General features: G+C 43.1%; 17 protein-coding genes. 7 read left to right on the plus strand and 10 right to left on the minus strand.

Annotation, left to right across the window (positions count from 1 at the left end; genetic code table 11):
- Nucleotides 1–2 precede the first annotated feature (2 nt).
- From rsmS to dinG, 4 genes are all read right to left on the minus strand, one after another.
- The gene (gene rsmS, locus AB4232_RS14765; RefSeq protein ID WP_009846328.1) at nucleotides 3–173 is read right to left on the minus strand and encodes a pleiotropic regulatory protein RsmS; all 171 of its coding nucleotides are present in this window, start codon (nucleotides 171–173) and stop codon (nucleotides 3–5) included.
- Complete coding sequence (locus AB4232_RS14770) at nucleotides 163–711, minus strand: primosomal replication protein (RefSeq protein ID WP_372087434.1); 549 nt, start codon at nucleotides 709–711, stop codon at nucleotides 163–165. Before AB4232_RS14770 ends, rsmS begins: the two co-directional genes overlap by 11 nt.
- A gap of 23 nt (nucleotides 712–734) precedes the next feature.
- Complete coding sequence (locus AB4232_RS14775; RefSeq protein ID WP_012603599.1) at nucleotides 735–1,514, minus strand: TSUP family transporter; 780 nt, start codon at nucleotides 1,512–1,514, stop codon at nucleotides 735–737.
- A gap of 128 nt (nucleotides 1,515–1,642) precedes the next feature.
- Nucleotides 1,643–3,718: an ATP-dependent DNA helicase DinG gene (dinG, locus tag AB4232_RS14780; RefSeq protein WP_372087435.1), complete on the minus strand. Its 2,076-nt coding sequence runs from the start codon at nucleotides 3,716–3,718 to the stop codon at nucleotides 1,643–1,645.
- 513 nt (nucleotides 3,719–4,231) lie between these two features.
- Between dinG and AB4232_RS14785 the strand changes: the two genes are divergently transcribed.
- On the plus strand, nucleotides 4,232–5,200 hold the full coding sequence (locus tag AB4232_RS14785) for a porin (protein ID WP_009846332.1): 969 nt from the start codon (nucleotides 4,232–4,234) through the stop codon (nucleotides 5,198–5,200).
- A 91-nt stretch (nucleotides 5,201–5,291) separates the two neighbouring features.
- Nucleotides 5,292–5,957 carry a DUF2057 family protein gene (locus tag AB4232_RS14790; protein WP_372087436.1) on the plus strand — a complete coding sequence of 222 codons (666 nt, stop codon included), beginning with the start codon at nucleotides 5,292–5,294 and terminating at the stop codon, nucleotides 5,955–5,957.
- Nucleotides 5,958–6,054: 97 nt separating this feature from the next.
- Here AB4232_RS14790 and AB4232_RS14795 read toward each other — a convergent pair whose 3' ends face one another.
- Nucleotides 6,055–6,783, minus strand: coding sequence for a pseudouridine synthase (locus AB4232_RS14795; RefSeq protein WP_017097707.1), 729 nt, complete (start codon nucleotides 6,781–6,783; stop codon nucleotides 6,055–6,057).
- Nucleotides 6,784–7,122: 339 nt separating this feature from the next.
- Here AB4232_RS14795 and AB4232_RS14800 point away from each other — a divergent pair, with 339 nt between their 5' ends.
- Nucleotides 7,123–9,348: an NADP-dependent isocitrate dehydrogenase gene (locus AB4232_RS14800; RefSeq protein ID WP_372087437.1), complete on the plus strand. Its 2,226-nt coding sequence runs from the start codon at nucleotides 7,123–7,125 to the stop codon at nucleotides 9,346–9,348.
- Between the two features lie 342 nt (nucleotides 9,349–9,690).
- Here AB4232_RS14800 and cspD read toward each other — a convergent pair whose 3' ends face one another.
- On the minus strand, nucleotides 9,691–9,912 hold the full coding sequence (gene cspD / locus AB4232_RS14805; RefSeq protein WP_009846336.1) for a cold shock domain-containing protein CspD: 222 nt from the start codon (nucleotides 9,910–9,912) through the stop codon (nucleotides 9,691–9,693).
- Between the two features lie 589 nt (nucleotides 9,913–10,501).
- Here cspD and clpS point away from each other — a divergent pair.
- Both clpS and clpA read left to right on the plus strand, forming a co-directional pair.
- Nucleotides 10,502–10,822: an ATP-dependent Clp protease adapter ClpS gene (gene clpS / locus AB4232_RS14810; RefSeq protein WP_009846337.1), complete on the plus strand. Its 321-nt coding sequence runs from the start codon at nucleotides 10,502–10,504 to the stop codon at nucleotides 10,820–10,822.
- 39 nt (nucleotides 10,823–10,861) lie between these two features.
- Complete coding sequence (gene clpA / locus AB4232_RS14815) at nucleotides 10,862–13,135, plus strand: ATP-dependent Clp protease ATP-binding subunit ClpA (RefSeq protein ID WP_012603605.1); 2,274 nt, start codon at nucleotides 10,862–10,864, stop codon at nucleotides 13,133–13,135.
- Nucleotides 13,136–13,415: 280 nt separating this feature from the next.
- Here clpA and infA read toward each other — a convergent pair whose 3' ends face one another.
- The 3 genes from infA to aat all read right to left on the minus strand — a co-directional run bounded on the left by infA (nucleotide 13,416) and on the right by aat (nucleotide 15,124).
- Nucleotides 13,416–13,634 carry a translation initiation factor IF-1 gene (infA, locus tag AB4232_RS14820; RefSeq protein WP_001040192.1) on the minus strand — a complete coding sequence of 73 codons (219 nt, stop codon included), beginning with the start codon at nucleotides 13,632–13,634 and terminating at the stop codon, nucleotides 13,416–13,418.
- 81 nt (nucleotides 13,635–13,715) lie between these two features.
- Nucleotides 13,716–14,414 (minus strand): arginyltransferase, encoded by a 699-nt coding sequence (locus tag AB4232_RS14825; protein ID WP_029223169.1) that lies wholly within the window; start codon nucleotides 14,412–14,414, stop codon nucleotides 13,716–13,718.
- The gene (gene aat, locus AB4232_RS14830) at nucleotides 14,414–15,124 is read right to left on the minus strand and encodes a leucyl/phenylalanyl-tRNA--protein transferase (protein WP_135380542.1); all 711 of its coding nucleotides are present in this window, start codon (nucleotides 15,122–15,124) and stop codon (nucleotides 14,414–14,416) included. The genes AB4232_RS14825 and aat overlap by 1 nt, the downstream gene beginning before the upstream one ends.
- 53 nt (nucleotides 15,125–15,177) lie before the next feature.
- On the opposite strand from aat, the gene AB4232_RS14835 reads away from it, so the two are divergent.
- Nucleotides 15,178–15,633, plus strand: a complete 456-nt coding sequence (locus tag AB4232_RS14835) for a glycine zipper 2TM domain-containing protein (RefSeq protein ID WP_135380544.1) — start codon at nucleotides 15,178–15,180, stop codon at nucleotides 15,631–15,633.
- Nucleotides 15,634–15,795: 162 nt separating this feature from the next.
- Nucleotides 15,796–17,076, plus strand: coding sequence for a 3-phosphoshikimate 1-carboxyvinyltransferase (gene aroA, locus AB4232_RS14840; protein WP_135380545.1), 1,281 nt, complete (start codon nucleotides 15,796–15,798; stop codon nucleotides 17,074–17,076).
- Between the two features lie 78 nt (nucleotides 17,077–17,154).
- Here aroA and AB4232_RS14845 read toward each other — a convergent pair whose 3' ends face one another.
- Complete coding sequence (locus tag AB4232_RS14845; RefSeq protein ID WP_009846345.1) at nucleotides 17,155–17,400, minus strand: YciN family protein; 246 nt, start codon at nucleotides 17,398–17,400, stop codon at nucleotides 17,155–17,157.
- Nucleotides 17,401–17,589: the final 189 nt, after the last annotated feature.

Below are 17,589 nucleotides of genomic sequence, written 5' to 3' on the forward strand. Positions count from 1 at the left end.
TGCTAGATGCTAGATGCTAGTTTGGCTTGTAAATCTTGTTGGACAATCTTAATTGCTTCTAACGCAACCTTTGGGTCGATTTCGTTGCTTTCGAGCAGATAGATCAGGTCGACAGCTAACTTAACTTCTTCTGGGGCGTTATCCAGTGGTGATGATGGGTTATCAGTGTTCATTTCGCTTGGGGTTCTCTAAGTTAATCAGTCTCTCAATATTTTTCATTGAGTCTTCGCAGCGTTCTAATCGTTCTTTTGCTAATTGCCAAGCCTCGTCCGCTTTTTTCTTACTGTGGCGAGGCGCAGAATCAAACGCTAACTTGCGTACTCGTACTAAATCGACCAGTCGCTTTTGCCAATCTTGGTGCTGAGCGAGTTCGTTGTATAGGTCGTTAAGGTTTTTTCCTGACTTACTTTTTCGATCTAACCTTAAATCATGGTTGGCTAGTTCTCTTTGGATTGCAGCTATCTGATTAGTGAGTTTTTCTGTCAGGTAGTTGGCCCGAGAAGCAGTAAGTTGGTTTGTCGCTTGTTCTCGAAGAATAGTGTTGTATGTTGCCTGAGTTTCGAGTGCGTAGGGCAGTAAAATAGAAGAGCTGCACTTAAACAAGGTTCTATCGAACAAGGCTTGATGATAAGCCCCTCGAGATTTATCAACCTGCGAGCAATGGCCAATTAAGGTATCAATGACGCTTTTTAATTTAGAGAAATGATTCATTTTACTTACCTTGGGCGACTGGGCTATAAGGTTACAAACCAAGCTTCGTAAGCCAGCTTAATCGCAAGTACGCTTACAACAGTAACAAAAACAGGTCGTATAAATGTAGCACCGAAACGAATAGCAGAATGTGCCCCAACAAATGCTCCAGCCATCAAACAAAGACCCATAGTTAAACCAAGAACCCAATCAATATGACCAAGAATTGCGAAGGTCACCAAAGACGTAAAGTTACTGGTAAAGTTCATGGCTTTAGATAGACCAGAAGCAAGTAAGATATTAAGACGATAAAGCGCCATCGAGCTCACAGTCCAAAAAGCGCCGGTTCCTGGGCCTGCAACACCATCATAAAAGCCGAGAATGAATCCTTGGTACTTTTGCTTTCTCTTGAGTACCGGGCACGGTTTAGGAGACACATTATGGCTCACATCTGGAGTCTTATGAAAAATGGTATAGACCGCTGCCGCAAGAATGACTAGCGGTAATACCTTCTCTAACCACTCTGTGCTTATGGCATCAACAGTCAGGGTGCCGATTGTTGCACCTATTAAAGTAGATATGAAAGCACTGACCCAACATTCAGGTTTGAACAGCTTCTTGCGATAGTAAGTAAAAGCGGCTGTTGATGAGGCGAATGTTGCGGCCAGCTTATTAGTACCGAGTGCAATGTGTGGTGGTAAACCAAGCGATAGCAAAGCTGGTACCGTTAACATTCCTCCGCCACCGGCGACAGCATCAATAAAGCCTGCAGCAAATGCAACCAAGGCAAGTATGACCAACATGGTTGGCTCAATCATTTCCATAAATAGCTAGTGTTCTCGTTATCGGCTGTTCGGGCAGCCACATGAAGAATCGAGGGATTAGTCATGCTGGGTTGTGAATGCAAGGGCCTAGCGATGGCAGACCCATAACTACCACGAGGGTAGAAAAATTAGTATTTTATTGTTCTTTTAAAAGGCGGTAGCGAATCGAGTAGGGACTTTCCGTATCGCTTCGTGACTATGCGTCTATCAAGGATCGTGACTTTACCAGAATCTCGTTCTTTACGCAGCAATCTACCCACAGATTGAATAAGCTTTTTACTCGCTTCTGGAACAGTAATCTGCATAAACGGATTACCGCCACGAGATTCAATATATTCTGAATGTGCCCGCTCTACAGGTGAGGTAGGAACACCAAAAGGAATCTTGGTAATAACAAGGTTTTCAAGCAGCTCGCCAGGTAGATCAAGACCTTCAGAAAAGCTACCCGTTCCAAAAAGAACGCTTGTTTTACCTTGGTCTATGAGCTTTTTATGTTTTTTTAGGATTTCAGTTCGTGAGGTATCCCCCTGAACCTGTAACGCCCACGACTTTTTAACGAAATCTGTTGCCAAAGCTTCTGCCACTTGGTTCATTTGCCAATAAGAAGAGAATAGAATGAGATTGGCTTTGTTGTCTTCTATTACCTTAGGCAAAATTTCAATAAGATATTCGGTAAACTGAGGTGCTTGTGGTTCGTACTTCATTGCAGGTACCACTAATTCAGCTTGGTTCTGATAATCAAACGGCGATGCCAAAGCAAGAAATTGTACGCCATCTTCTGCTTTTTGGCTGATACCTGATTGATGACAAAAAAAGCTGAAAGAGTTGAGTGCTCTCATGGTCGCAGATACTAACACTGCACCAACACAACGACTCCAAATCTGTTGGTCCAGTTGCCAACCGACTTCTAATGGTGAGACATTAACAACAAAGTCCCCCTCGCTTTCTTTGCTTAATTCAAGCCAGCGAGCCAAAGGCGCCCCTTTTTCTCTCTTAGGTTCAGCCATTAATCGCCAAACTTGAGCAAGGTTTTCTGTTCTTTGTATATAAAAGCCAATTTCTGCAAGCGCAGGCTCTGCAAGCTTTGCGGAAAGCTCTCCGTCTTTAACTCGTTCTGCAATCAAGTCTGCAATTTTTGCTACGGCTTGGCTCGCCTTTTGCGTTAATTGCTTGAGATCTTTCGATTCGCTTTCTAACCATTCAGGTAAGTCACCATGCTCGAAGCGATACAAGCCATCTTCGAAGTGGCTAGCGTCAAACTGTTTGCTCATTTTAGTCAGAGTCGGGATCAGTTGTTGTACTGAGTCTTGCAACTCATTTCTAAATCTATGAACACGTTTCTCGTCTGCTAGCCCCGAAAGCTTAGTGATCGATTGATTCAAACGTTCTAACCAAGAGGCAGCACCTTTTAAGCTTGCGGCAGCAGAGGAGTGATCTCTCGCTACGTGTGGCAAGTGGTGAGCTTCATCAAATATATAGATGCTATTTTCTGGTTCTGGCAGTATCACACCGCCGCCTAGGTCCGCATCAGCCATCATTAAACTGTGATTGGCGATAATCACGTCTGCTTTATCTAGCTCTGAACGCGCTTTTTGGAAAGGGCAGTCTCTGTGCGTAGGCATACTGTTGTTACAGCTGTGCTTATCACTGACAATCATCTGCCAAATCATGCTGTCGATAGGTTTTGGCCACGAATCACGGTCACCATCCCATTTACCTTGGGTGAGGCTGCGGTACATGGTTTGCAGTTGCTCGATGTCTTTCTTTTTTGGTTTGGACTCGAACATCGCCATTTGACCACCATCAACCCCACACGCAGCGGCCAACTTCTCTGTACAACAATAACGCTGCCTTCCTTTCGCTAAGATGAAAGAAAACTCTCTATCAGTAAGTCGTCTATATAGAGGGAGATCTTTATTGACGAGCTGTTCTTGTAGCGCAACGGTCGCTGTTGAAATGACGATTTTTCGATTATTGAGCACGGCGACAGGAATTGTTGCCATTAAATAAGCCAGTGACTTCCCGATCCCGGTACCAGCTTCAGCAACAATCATGCGATTACTTTTGTGATATTGACCACAAAGTGTCTTCGCTATTTCTGCAACAAGGTAATTTTGAGCACGTCGAGGTACAAAGTTATCCAACTGATCTTGGAGGTTTTGATAACTGGTGCGTATAGAATTTTGAATTTTAGTAGTTAGCATACTGTGACCTACGTAACGGAGCGAGGATAGTAGCACATATCACTAGTCGGTACATTTACCGCAAAATAGCTTGCTTTTGAATCAAAGGTAGATCTCGTTCACAAAAAAAAACTGAACCTTCAGGAACTTAACGATTTTATTTATGTTACGAAATATATATATTAAAAAATCGCACGATGCAGGCGTTAAGTTCTGTGAATCACGATTTAAACCTAAATTAGTGGAGTATTATACTTAATTGTTCTTTATTTGGGCTATTATATTTCCCTTTAAATTTAAGGGTAAGTTGCTCGTAAAATGATGAAAAAAAATGTAAACCTATGATTTTTATGTATTTTTGTTTTTTTTAGGTTTGTTTTTAGTTTATTTGACACGCAGGATAATCTTTTGCAATCTAGACCACGAAATTTAGTGGCGGTGATTAACTACCAAAGAGTAGTAATGACCAGTCATAAAAAATAAAAGGGAACCGGGCAAGGATCTCCCATTCTTAGAAAAGGCAGTGGATTTATTATGAAAAAGACTCTATTAGCTCTAGCAGTTATGACAGCAGCTGGTTCTGCAAACGCAGCAATCGAAATTTACAACCAAGACGGCGTTTCTGTTGACCTTAAAGGCGACATCGAAGTTGTATACAGCAACGAGTACAAAAAAGGTTCTTCAATGGAACAAAAAATCGAAGATGCTGACTTCGGTTTTGATATCAAGTACATGGTAAACGAAGAGTGGAAAGTAGGCGCTTACTGGGAATTCAACGGTTCTGAGAACGCAAATGCTGAAAAAACTCGTAACGGTGATACATACGTAGCAGCATACAACGATACTCTAGGTTCAATTAAGTTTGGTCGCCTATGTACTGCTGTTGATGATCTAGGCATTGGTAAAGATGAAGCTTACGGCATCTCTACACTTCTAGATAATGCAACTAACGAGTGTGCTGACGAAGCTGTTCGTTACGACTACGACAATGGTGCTCTTTACGCAACTCTAGGTTACGTACAAGACAAAGTAAGTGGCGCAAACAACAAAGAAGAGAAAGGTAAAGATACTGAGTACTTCGACGCTCGTATGGGTTACCGTTTTGCTGATTTTGATATTTCTGCTTTCGTTGCTGATTTCGACACAAACGTGGCAAAAGGCGATCACCAAGGTTACGGTGCTGAGCTAGTATTCTCTGGTATCGAGAACGTTTACCTATCTACAGCATACTACGGTGTAAACTCTGATACAGCGAACGATGACAACGCAACAATCGCATTTGCTGCGGGTTACACTATGGGTCTTTGGGGCTTCAACACTGGTTACTCAATCGGTGACCACGATGTAGCTCTTAAAGACGAAGATCGTTGGTTCGTTAACTCTACTTACGCAATCGCACCTAACACTAAAGTGTACGCGGAAGTTGGTGGTATCGATTCAGATGATAAAGCTACATACAAAGCTGATAACGGTCTAGCAATTGGTGTTGAAGCATCATTCTAATGACCTCGTAATCGAGTTTTAGAAAAAAAGCCACCTTAGGGTGGCTTTTTTGTTAGTATAAAGAGTAGTTTATTCGATTTGAAAGAGAGACATGATGAAGAAAGCATTACTAGTTTTAGGTTTATTTACAACTGTTATTGGCAGTGTAAGTGCGGCAACCCTAACGCCTCAGAAAGGCGTATCTATCCTATACATTAATGGTCAAGCAGCTCCGAATAAAATCAGTGAAAATCAGATTAATGAAGGTTTTAACCAGGTTTTAGTTCGCTTTGATAAAAAATTTGGTAACAGCGGTGTTTACTCTTCGGCACCTTATGTATTGAATTTTGATGTTACTGGTGAAGAGGTTGAAATTAAGGCTCCAAAAGTACGTAGCTATATGGAAGCGGAGAAGACCTTTGAAGCTGTGAATCCATCATGGGTAGTTTTTCAGGATGATGTGACTGTTAAATATCAGCAAGATGTTATTGAACGCAAACCCGGTTTTGCGCCATTTGGCGGGCTAGAGTCTCGACTGGCTGAGTACAATGCAAGTAAGGCAGTCTATTTTAAAGATGGCGTGTTACTTGATAAGCCAGCGGAAGCAGTGGTATTAGCTTCTGTGGTAGACAATACGACAGCACAGACAAGTGGCAAAGCTCAGAAACCGGTGAAACTGGCTGACGCACAGAATGTTGAGCAATTGCAGGCTTGGTATATCAAAGCATCTAAGCAAGAACGCAAAGAATTCCGTAAATGGATGATTGACCAAGAGTAATCAATCTTCATCTACAAAAAAGCGAGACTAATAAGAGTCTCGCTTTTGCTATATTGGTACTTTTTTTGTATCGATACTTTTTCTGTATCAGTAAGAGCTAAATCTCTTTCCATTCACCTGGCTGAAGCTGACCCACGTTCATATTGCCCATTGAGTAGCGGATTAGACGAAGGGTGGGGAAGCCTATGTTTGCCGTCATTCGTCTTACCTGACGGTTACGTCCTTCAATGATGGTAATCGCTAACCATGTTGTTGGTATCGCCGCTCTGAAGCGCACAGGAGGAGTTCTTTCCCAAACCTGAGGTTCTTGCATTACTTCTACTTCTGCAGGCAATGTCATACCATCTTTTAGCTCAACACCTTTTCTCAATTTATCTAAATCTTTCTCAGAAGGCGCACCTTCAACCTGTACCCAGTAAGTCTTGGTCGATTTTGAGTTCGGCTGAGTCAACTTAGCTTGAAAGATGCCATCATTGGTCAAGACCAATAAACCTTCACTATCTCGATCTAAGCGACCAGCAGCATAAACATCTTTTACGGGAATAAAATCCGCTAGCGTTTTTCTACCTTCGCCATCAGTGAACTGGCTGAGAGTATCAAAAGGTTTGTTGAATAGAATCACTTTGCGATCTTCGGGTGCTACCTTAGGCTTTGCGTTGGTAGTTTTGCCTTTATATCGGTGTTTGCTAGAGTGCGGTTTTTTGTGTGAACTGCCAGTGTCATTTTTGCCACTGTGTTGATTTTGTCTATTACCGCTTTGTTTTAATGTGGTACCAGAACGAGCCGGTTTGTCTGAACGAGATGCGCTGCGTGAGCGAGTAGACATGTTAACTACCTTGCAAAAATGTAAACGAAGTGTGCCGAAAAGTTTTCATAGAAACGGAATTGAGCTATCATTTGCGCGCCTAAAAGACACAAAATAGAACAAGTTGATGGACTCTTAAGCCTGATTTGTTTAATTATACCTTCGTGTTTTATTATAACTGGCTCTTTTATTAAAACAATGCACTCACGGATTTGGCTCATGCTGTCATCAAGATTGCATGAAAAATAAGATAGAGTACGACTATCGAGTAAGCAGTTTTCACTCTCAGAGTGGCTTACTGGTCAATTTATAACACTCTCACTGCTTTAAGTGAGCTTGTAAGAACTATAGGGAAATTTCATGCCTACTGAAAAACCAACGATCATCTATACCATTACTGACGAAGCTCCGGCGCTAGCAACTTACTCTCTGCTGCCTATCATTCAATCTTTTACGGCTTCTTCTGGTATTAACGTTGATACTCGCGACATTTCACTTGCAGGGCGCATTATTGCCAACTTCCCTGACTACCTGAACGAAGAGCAACGTATTGGTGATGCATTAGCAGAATTAGGTGAGTTAGCTAAGACACCTGAAGCGAACATCATCAAGCTTCCAAACATCTCTGCATCTGTTCCTCAACTTCAAGCAACAATCAAAGAGCTTCAGTCAAAAGGTTACGCACTTCCTAATTACCCAGAAGAAGCAAACACTGACGAAGAGAAAGCCGTTAAAGCGACTTACGATAAAATCAAAGGCAGTGCTGTAAACCCTGTGTTACGTGAAGGTAACTCGGATCGTCGTGCTCCACTTTCTGTCAAGAATTACGCGAAGAAAAATCCACACTCAATGGGTGCATGGTCTGCAGATTCTAAGTCGCACGTTTCAAGTATGGACGACAAAGACTTCTTCGGCAGCGAAAAGTCAGTAACAATTGAAGGTACAACAGAAGTTAGTATTGAATTCGTTGGCAAAGATGGCGCGAAGAAAACACTGAAGCCTGCTTTTGCCCTGCAAGATAAAGAGATCATTGATGCGTCAGTGATGAACAAGGCCGCTTTGGTTGCGTTCTTCGAAAAAGAAATCGCATCGGCTAAAGAGCAAGGTGTACTGCTTTCTCTTCACATGAAAGCGACGATGATGAAAGTATCTGACCCAGTGATCTTTGGTCATGCGGTTAAGGTTTACTACAAAGACGTATTTGCTAAGCACGGTCAACTGTTTGAAGAGCTTGGTGTTGATGTAAACAACGGCATCGGCGATGTCTACGCAAAAATTGCTGCGCTTCCTCAAGATCAGAAAGAAGCGATCGAAGCTGACCTACAAGCGGTATACGAGACTCAACCACCACTAGCGATGGTTGATTCAGACCGCGGTATTACCAACCTACACGTACCAAGCGATATCATTGTTGATGCATCTATGCCTGCAATGCTGCGCTCTTCTGGTCAAATGTGGGATCCAGAAGGCAAGCAAAAAGACACGAAAGCTATGATCCCTGATCGCAGCTACGCAAGCATCTACCAAGCTGTCATTGATTTCTGTAAAGAGAACGGCGCTTTCGACCCTACAACGATGGGTAGCGTACCAAACGTTGGCCTGATGGCTCAAAAAGCGGAAGAGTACGGCTCTCACGATAAGACTTTCATCCTTGAAGCTGCTGGTCTGGTTCAAGTTGTTGACGCTTCAGGTACAGTACTTCTTGAGCAAGACGTAGAGGAAGGCGATATCTTCCGTATGTGTCAGGTTAAAGATGCACCAATTCAAGACTGGGTTAAGCTAGCGGTAACTCGTGCTCGTGCTTCGGGTGTTCCTGCAGTATTCTGGCTAGACGCGTCTCGTGCGCATGATGCTCAGCTTATTAAGAAAGTTGACGCTTACCTTCCTGAATATGATACCGATGGTCTTGAAATTAAGATCCTTGCTCCTTTAGAAGCAACTCAGTACTCACTGGTTCGTATCAAAGAAGGCCTAGATACTATTTCGGTTACAGGTAACGTATTACGTGATTACCTAACGGATTTGTTCCCGATTCTAGAGCTTGGTACGTCAGCTAAAATGCTATCGATTGTTCCACTTATGAACGGTGGCGGCCTGTTTGAAACAGGTGCTGGCGGTTCTGCGCCTAAGCATGTTCAACAAGTAGAGAAAGAAAACCACCTGCGTTGGGACTCTCTTGGTGAGTTCTTGGCACTAGCGGCATCTCTAGAGCACCTAAGCGTAGTAACGGGGAATGCTAAGGCACAAGTTCTCGCTGACGCGCTTGATAAAGCGACGGGTGAATTCCTAGATAACAACAAGTCTCCTTCACGTCGAGTGGGTGAGCTTGATAACCGTGGTAGCCACTACTACCTTGCAGCATACTGGGCGAAAGCGCTGGCTGAGCAAACGGTTGACGCTGACCTTGCTGCTGAGTTCGCAGGTGTTGCAACTCAATTGGCTGAAAGTGAAGAAGCTATTGTTGCTGAGCTGAATAACGCTCAAGGTCCAGCTGGCAACTTAGGCGGTTATTACCTACTTGATGATGCATTGGTTTCATCACTAATGCGCCCAAGCTCAACGCTAAACGCATTTATTGACGCATAGTGATTGGACTCATCGTTAGTAAGTCATGAACATGATTTACTAACGAGTTGCTTGGTCTGGCAGTTAAGTCACAGATAAAGTCAAAACGAAAGACGCTTTAATGATAACGTTAAAGCGTCTTTTTTTATTCATAATGCTTCCTAGACCTAGACCTAGACCTAGACCTAGACCTAGCTAAAGGGAACTCTTGGACAAATTGTACTGTGAATAGCTTTTAGCTCTCAGATCGAAAAACCGCCCATTTAAGCCTGTATTACAGGTATGAAATGAGCGGTTTCAATGTTCTGCTTACCTGACAGTCGTTTATTAAGACTGATAGAGGTCTACATGTTTGGCAATCGCCTATTTTACGGCGCTGCCTTCTACAGGAACAACGGAGCTAGCATGGGAGCCTTTAGGTCCACTTTCTACTTCATAATCGACCTGTTGACCTGCCTTTAAGGTTCGATAACCTTCCATTTGTATTGTGGAGTAGTGCGCGAAAATATCGCCATCTTCACCTTCTGGACAAATAAAACCAAACCCTTTGGCATTGTTAAACCATTTTACTGTACCTGTAGCCATGCTATACATCCCTCATGCATTTTGTTACTAACGTTGTTATATCAAATCAATGTAAGTTCGATTGATATTATTCCTATCAACTAAACAATTTCAGCTGATAGCTTGAATCTCATACATTGCTTACGGAAATTAACGCTACCCTGCGTAATTATTCCTTATTATAAATTTTTAACGCTTATTACTAGGTTTAGAATCGTGTTACGAAGTTGTATCAGAAAAACCTTTTAGCTCCAATGTAGCTAATGATTGAGTACAGTCAATAGCAAATTGGTATAAAAATGATCAATTTTAATAACAAATCACATTCGAGATTGGCTGCATACTATTAACTAAATAGTAACTTAACGACGATCTTATCGTCACCATCAATAGTTGTGGTGTCTTTTTAATCAATCACATATGTTAATCCTGTTAATCGAGATCTTTTATTTGCAGCGATGGAAATGGTGGATTAGGCTCAGTATAGAGGAATATTTTTTGGTACTGTTTCTTGGTGCAGTTTCTTAGTACACCGTAATGCGTGAATGTGGTAAATTTGAGTTAACTAAACATTCACGACTTCCGAAAAATAACCCTTAGCAAAGCTAATATGAGCAGAAACTTTGAATGGGCATCTCCAGGCTCAGATTTACTGGAGAAAGAGAGAACGAAAGTAAAGCCACCGGCAATGTATAACGTTGTATTACATAACGATGACTACACGCCCATGGACTTTGTAATCGAGATCCTAGAGCGATTTTTCTCACTAGATATCGAAAAAGCAACGGAAGTGATGCTCAAGGTTCATTATGAAGGTAAAGCTATTTGTGGCACATACAGTGCTGAAATAGCCGAAACAAAGGTAGCGCAGGTAACGATGTACTCAAAGGAAAATGAGCATCCGCTACTATGTACAATGGAGCAAGTGTAAATTGCTCGAACAACACTGTTGTTCCCTTAGGAGGTACTTATGCTAAATAAAGAATTAGAGACGAGTTTAAATGGCGCATTTTCTCGTGCGCGAGACAAGCGACATGAATTCATGACTGTCGAACACCTCCTACTAGCATTATTAGAAAATGATGCGGCCAAGGAAGCGCTCCAAGCTTGTCAGGCTGATCTCGATGCTCTTCGCAATGAGCTCGATATTTTTATCGACCAAACGACCCCACTTATCCCTGAAAGCGACGAGACTCGTGAAACCCAGCCCACGCTGAGCTTTCAACGAGTACTTCAGCGCGCTGTTTTTCATGTTCAATCTTCAGGTCGCAGCGAAGTAACAGGTGCAAATGTACTTGTGGCTATTTTTAGTGAGCAAGAATCTCACGCGGCGTATCTTCTTAAGAAAAACGACATCAGCCGCTTAGACATAGTGAATTTTATTTCACACGGTATTACCAAAGGCAGCAATGAAGGCGATAGCGGTTCATCTCCTGATTCATTTGGTGGTGCAGAGAATGCCGAAGAAGCTAACTCAGAAGATCGTCTAGAAAATTTTGCGACCAACCTTAACGAAGTAGCGAAGCAAGGTAACATTGACCCACTAATTGGTCGTGATAAAGAGCTAGAACGTACCGTTCAAGTTCTGTGTCGTCGTCGTAAGAACAACCCTCTATTAGTGGGAGAGGCGGGTGTGGGTAAAACTGCTATCGCTGAAGGTCTTGCATGGCGTATCGTTGAAGGCCAAGTCCCTGAAATTATTCAGAGCAGCGTAATTTACTCTTTGGATATTGGTTCATTACTTGCGGGAACGAAATATCGTGGTGACTTTGAGAAGCGCTTTAAAGCGATTCTGAAGCAACTCGAGAAAGAAGAAGACGCTATCCTGTTCATCGATGAGATCCATACCATTATTGGTGCGGGTGCAGCATCGGGTGGCCAGGTCGATGCGGCAAACCTAATTAAACCGCTATTAAGCAGCGGTAAATTACGCTGTATTGGCTCAACCACTTACCAAGAGTACAGCAGTATTTTTGAGAAGGAGCGTGCTTTATCTCGTCGCTTCCAGAAAATTGATATTGTTGAACCATCGCTAGATGATACAACCAAAATTCTGATTGGCTTGAAGCCAAAATACGAAGCTCACCACGAAGTACGTTACACCAACAAAGCGTTACGTGCCGCTGTGGAGTTGTCTGCTAAGTATATTAATGAACGTCACCTTCCAGATAAGGCGATTGACGTTATTGATGAAGCGGGTGCTCGTAGTCGTTTGGCGCCTGCAAGTCGTCGCAAGAAAACGGTAAGCGTGGCTGATATTGAGTCAATGGTTGCGAAAATGGCGCGTATTCCTGAGAAGTCAGTATCGTCTTCAGACAAAGATACGCTGCAGAAACTGGATGACCGCATGAAAATGTTGGTATTCGGACAAGACCCAGCGATCGATGTATTGAGCGAAGCGATCAAGCTAACTCGTGCAGGGTTGGGAGCAGACAATAAACCTGTTGGTTCATTCTTGTTTGCTGGCCCTACTGGTGTCGGTAAAACAGAGGTGACTGTTCAACTGTCTAAATTGATGGGTATTGAGCTTCTGCGCTTTGATATGTCTGAGTACGGTGAGCGTCACTCGGTAAGCCGCTTGATCGGTGCGCCTCCTGGTTATGTTGGTTATGATCAAGGTGGTCTGCTAACCGATGCTGTTATCAAGAACCCACACTCTGTTGTGCTACTTGATGAGATCGAGAAGGCACACCCAGATATCTTTAACTTGTTATTACAGGTGATGGACAACGGTACGCTAACCGACAACAACGGTCGCAAAGCAGATTTCCGCAATGTGATCCTAGTGATGACAACCAACGCTGGTGTCGCAGAAACCGAGAAGAAATCGATCGGTTTGATCCAACAAGATCATGCGCCAGACGCGATGAGCGAAATCAAGAAGGTCTTCACACCAGAGTTCCGTAACCGTCTTGATAATATCATCTGGTTCAACAGCCTTGATCCAAGTGTGATCAGTCAAGTTGTTGATAAGTTCATTGTTGAGCTTCAGGTCCAACTGGACGCTCGTGGTGTATCTTTAGAGGTTTCTGAGGACGCTCGTCATTGGTTAGCTGAAAGAGGCTATGACAAGACCATGGGCGCTCGTCCGATGGGACGTGTGATTCAAGAGAAGCTTAAAAAGCCTCTTGCTAATGAGTTGCTGTTCGGGAGCTTGGTTGACGGCGGTACGGTTAAAGTATCTCTGAAAAAAGACGAACTGGACTTCATCTATGTTGGTGCGAAAGAAGAGGTTATGCATTAGGCATACTCCTTAAACACTAACGGCTTATAAAGAGCACTGAGTACAGTTAATCACGATATTAAACGCATGACTTCGGTTGTGCGTTTTTTTATGCTTGCTAGATGCTAGATGCTAGATGCTAGATGCTAGATGCTAGATGCTAGATGCTAGATGCTAGATGCTAGATGCTAGATGCTAGATGCTAGATGCGAGGTTGGTGTTGTTGGAGTGGTAAAAAGTTCAGGCGATAAAAAACGGAGCCTTGAGGGCTCCGCTTCTTATCGTATTCGGTAATTAAAAATTAACGAGCACGGAAGACGATGCGGCCTTTAGAAAGGTCGTATGGAGTCATCTCAACAGTTACTTTATCACCAGTAAGAATACGGATGTAGTTCTTACGCATTTTACCAGAGATGTGTGCTGTCACTACGTGACCGTTTTCAAGCTCAACACGGAACATTGTGTTTGGTAGAGTATCAAGGACAGTGCCTTGCATCTCGATTACGTCTTCTTTAGCCATCTAATCCTCTTTCGAAATTTGGCGGTTTTCAACGGCTTGATTGTGCCGTTAAAATCAAAATATGTAAAGTTGTCGCGTATTCTACCCTTGCCACCGCTGATTTACTAGCCTTTGATGACGTTGAAATCGTACTTTATAGTTCATCGCAGGGCATTCATCGATTTGATAACCCAAATATAACCATTGTTTTTGTTCTTTCTGGGCATGTTGGATCTGGAATAGAACGCCAAGAGTTCCCATGGAAATGTCGATATCAGGGTCGAAGAAGGTATAAAACGCGCTCGTACAGTGAGACATGATGTCTGTAACGGCAATGCCGACTAACTGCCCCTCATCATAGATGTGCATGAACTTTGTAGCAAGCCATTCATTTTTAGAGAAATGCAGAAACTCTTCTTTCTTCGGTGGATACATGGTTCCCGAACGGTGGCGAGCGGTTATATAGCGGCTATACAAGTCAAACCAGTTGTCATCCATTTCATCTTTCAGCTCCCAACGCAGCGCTTTGGCCTTGTTGAGTATTCGTCGTTGGCTCTTGGAAAACTTGACCTCGGGAATCGACAGTCGAATCGCTTGGCACGATGAGCAATTATCGCAATGTGGTTTATAAATGGTTGTTCCACTGCGGCGAAATCCATTCGCAAGTAGAACTTCATAGTTATCTGCGGTGTGCATGTGTTCATCAAGCGTGACTGCCACTCTTTCTTCGAGATGGGGTAAGTAACTGCAAGCGTGATTGTCTGTTAATCCAATTCTGATTTGTTGTAAATCTGGATTCATTAAGGCATTTCCTTTAGCCATTGTTTTTTAAAACATGCATCGTTAACGGACGTTTCTTTGAGTAATCGAAGAGAACTCAGGAATTCATCCCTATCAACCTCGATAGCGCCCAAGGATTCCAAGTGTGAGTTCATGACTTGGCAATCAATGAGTTGTCCGCCGAATTGTGTAAAGTGCTCACAAAAGTACCATAGCGCAATTTTAGAGGCATTAGTCTTCAGGCTGAACATCGATTCACCGCAAAAGACTTGGCCTCTTTGTAACCCATAAAGCCCGCCAATCAGCTCGTCATCTTGCCAAACCTCAACAGAGTGGCAGAACCCTAATGAAGCGAGTTCACGGTAGGCTGCTTGCATGTCATTGTTTAACCAAGTTTCCTCTTCGGGTCTCAGTGAAGAGCAATAACCAATTACTCTGTCCGTCGCTTGGTTGATGCTGACTCGGTAATTGTGCTTTCTTTGAAACTTTTTAAGACTTTTTGACGGTTCGAATGTCTTAGGATTAAATACCGCTCGCGGTGCAGGGCTCCACCAAAGTATAGGCTCACCTGGGCCATACCATGGAAATATACCTTGGCTATAAGCATTCAGAATTCGTATGGGTGACAAATCACCACCGAACGCGAGTAGACCGTTGGGTTCATCAAGCGCGTCGAAGGGCGAAGGAAACTCTATACTAGTAGTATCAAGTTCGGTTAGGTATATAGTCATAAGTACCGCATTACAGATTAATCACTGACCAAGAGGTCTTTAGGAGTTTTACCATGAAGAAGTTGCTTTGGATTTTACTTGTTTTGCCCATGTTGGCAAATGCAGCTTACAACAGAAACCAAGCCAGACCAGTGAATGAGGTCGTTTACGGTGAGGTTGATACGGTCAGGTACATTACCCAACAGGAGATCGTAGAGTCGAAAGCGAATGGTTGGGAAACCTTGTTGGGTGCGGCAATTGGTGGTTTGGTTGGTAATCAGTTTGGTGGCGGCACAGGTAAAGAAGTCGCAACGGCGGTTGGTGCTATAGCGGGGGCGGGGATCGCTCGTAATCGCGGCAATACGCAATATCGGGTGGAATATAAACTCGTTGAATTATTGGTTAAAACCAAGGATGACAATCTGGTTAACATCATTCAAGACGTTGACAATTCGATGTTGTTCAATAGAGGTGATGATGTGCGGATTCTCTATTTTTCAGATGGCGTTCGAGTTGATCTAGCGTACTAGTATACAAATGTGTTTGGTTGGCTAATTAATCGCCTTTGTCGAGGGGATTAGCTCTGGAGTTCGTCGGAAAAGTTCGTTAGTCTGCAAGTACGAAGAATTATTCATCACCCGAAAATAAATACGCGCCAGTGACTTCGGGTGGTACAAGGACTATAAGAACTAATGGAAAGCCTTACGTTACAACCAATTCAGAAAGTGAGCGGGGAAGTTAACCTACCTGGCTCAAAAAGTGTTTCTAATCGTGCGCTTCTTTTGGCTGCACTTTCAACGGGAACAACTCGCCTAACAAACTTACTAGACAGTGATGACATTCGTCATATGTTGAATGCATTAACACAGTTAGGTGTTGATTATCAGTTGTCTGCAGACAAAACAGTTTGTGAAGTGACAGGTGTTGGTGGTGCATTCTCAAGTGACAAAGCCCTAGAGCTTTTCTTAGGTAACGCGGGTACAGCAATGCGTCCATTGGCTGCTGCACTTTGTTTAGGTCGCGGTGAATACGTTCTTACTGGTGAGCCACGTATGAAAGAGCGTCCAATTGGTCACTTAGTGACTGCTCTGCAAGAGGCCGGCGCCAACGTCGAATACTTAGAGAACGAAAATTACCCACCGCTGAAGATCACGGGTACTGGGCTAAAGAGTGGTACAGTTTCTATCGATGGTTCTATCTCTAGTCAATTCTTGACGGCATTTTTGATGGCTGCACCTTTAGCTGAAGGCGAAGTGACCATCAAAATCGAAGGTGAATTGGTTTCTAAGCCTTACATCGATATTACGCTGCATATCATGAAGCAATTTGGTGTGGATGTTATCAACAATGACTACCAAGAATTTGTGATTCCAACTGGGCAATCTTACACAGCACCCGGTGATTTCTTGGTTGAAGGTGATGCATCATCTGCGTCATATTTCCTTGCAGCCGCTGCTATCAAAGGTGGCGAGATTAAAGTGACAGGTATTGGCAAAAACAGTATCCAAGGTGATATCCAATTCGCTGATGCACTTGAGAAAATGGGTGCTGAAATCGAGTGGGGTGATGACTACGTTATCTCTCGTTGTGGTGAGCTAAAAGGCATTGATATGGACTATAACCATATTCCAGATGCGGCGATGACAATTGCGACAACGGCTCTGTTTGCTAAAGGAACAACCGCAATCCGCAATGTTTACAACTGGCGTGTGAAAGAGACGGATCGCTTAGCGGCAATGGCAACAGAACTACGTAAAGTGGGCGCTGAGGTGGAAGAGGGTGAAGACTACATCATTGTTAACCCTGTGGCTGAACTGACGCACGCGGCGATTGATACTTACGATGATCACCGCATGGCGATGTGTTTCTCGTTGGTTGCTTTGAGTGACACCCCGGTGACGATCAATGATCCAGGTTGTACATCAAAGACATTCCCTGACTACTTCGATAAGCTGAAAATGCTGAGTCTATAAAAATACTAAGTCTATAAAAATGATAAGTATATAAAGGTCCAGGAACAAAAAAGCTTGCCTAGATGGCAAGCTTTTTAATTATTGCTGAATTGTAAATTCTTTCGAAAGGTGATGCGCCAAGTACTTAAACATGTTAAATACCGCGGTTGTATTTTCTGTCGGCATTCCGTTGTTGTCTAAGAAGTATTCACCTTTGAAAATGAGTACATCGTCTTTTTCTACTACGCTGTTTGCGCGCATGCCTTCAATGTAGTCATCATGTGATTGGATAATTTGGTTTGCGATAAGCAGTAAATCAAATTCTGCTATTACTTTCTTTGTCATGAGTTTATCTCTGATAACTGAATATATCGTTGAGTTTATGGTGTCGAACTAGAAATTCAATGATTTCACAACCGATTAAGAGAGTCTTTTCAAACATCCACAATTTATTTTGTGATTTATGACAAAAATAATTGAATGGGGCTCGCGTTAGATTCGCCGACAAGCTTAGTATGAGCGCGTTTAGACGTA

Source organism: Vibrio sp. 10N.286.46.A8, from assembly GCF_041470165.1.
Taxonomy (GTDB): Bacteria; Pseudomonadota; Gammaproteobacteria; order Enterobacterales; family Vibrionaceae; genus Vibrio; species Vibrio tasmaniensis_A.

What these genes read in the sequence shown, in the direction of transcription:
- rsmS (WP_009846328.1), bottom strand. Translation starts at nt 173, where the DNA reads ATGAACACTGATAACCCATCATCACCACTGGATAACGCCCCAGAAGAA.
- AB4232_RS14770 (WP_372087434.1), bottom strand. Translation starts at nt 711, where the DNA reads ATGAATCATTTCTCTAAATTAAAAAGCGTCATTGATACCTTAATTGGC.
- AB4232_RS14775 (WP_012603599.1), bottom strand. Translation starts at nt 1,514, where the DNA reads ATGGAAATGATTGAGCCAACCATGTTGGTCATACTTGCCTTGGTTGCA.
- dinG (WP_372087435.1), bottom strand. Translation starts at nt 3,718, where the DNA reads ATGCTAACTACTAAAATTCAAAATTCTATACGCACCAGTTATCAAAAC.
- AB4232_RS14785 (WP_009846332.1), top strand. Translation starts at nt 4,232, where the DNA reads ATGAAAAAGACTCTATTAGCTCTAGCAGTTATGACAGCAGCTGGTTCT.
- AB4232_RS14790 (WP_372087436.1), top strand. Translation starts at nt 5,292, where the DNA reads ATGATGAAGAAAGCATTACTAGTTTTAGGTTTATTTACAACTGTTATT.
- AB4232_RS14795 (WP_017097707.1), bottom strand. Translation starts at nt 6,783, where the DNA reads ATGTCTACTCGCTCACGCAGCGCATCTCGTTCAGACAAACCGGCTCGT.
- AB4232_RS14800 (WP_372087437.1), top strand. Translation starts at nt 7,123, where the DNA reads ATGCCTACTGAAAAACCAACGATCATCTATACCATTACTGACGAAGCT.
- cspD (WP_009846336.1), bottom strand. Translation starts at nt 9,912, where the DNA reads ATGGCTACAGGTACAGTAAAATGGTTTAACAATGCCAAAGGGTTTGGT.
- clpS (WP_009846337.1), top strand. Translation starts at nt 10,502, where the DNA reads ATGAGCAGAAACTTTGAATGGGCATCTCCAGGCTCAGATTTACTGGAG.
- clpA (WP_012603605.1), top strand. Translation starts at nt 10,862, where the DNA reads ATGCTAAATAAAGAATTAGAGACGAGTTTAAATGGCGCATTTTCTCGT.
- infA (WP_001040192.1), bottom strand. Translation starts at nt 13,634, where the DNA reads ATGGCTAAAGAAGACGTAATCGAGATGCAAGGCACTGTCCTTGATACT.
- AB4232_RS14825 (WP_029223169.1), bottom strand. Translation starts at nt 14,414, where the DNA reads ATGAATCCAGATTTACAACAAATCAGAATTGGATTAACAGACAATCAC.
- aat (WP_135380542.1), bottom strand. Translation starts at nt 15,124, where the DNA reads ATGACTATATACCTAACCGAACTTGATACTACTAGTATAGAGTTTCCT.
- AB4232_RS14835 (WP_135380544.1), top strand. Translation starts at nt 15,178, where the DNA reads ATGAAGAAGTTGCTTTGGATTTTACTTGTTTTGCCCATGTTGGCAAAT.
- aroA (WP_135380545.1), top strand. Translation starts at nt 15,796, where the DNA reads ATGGAAAGCCTTACGTTACAACCAATTCAGAAAGTGAGCGGGGAAGTT.
- AB4232_RS14845 (WP_009846345.1), bottom strand. Translation starts at nt 17,400, where the DNA reads ATGACAAAGAAAGTAATAGCAGAATTTGATTTACTGCTTATCGCAAAC.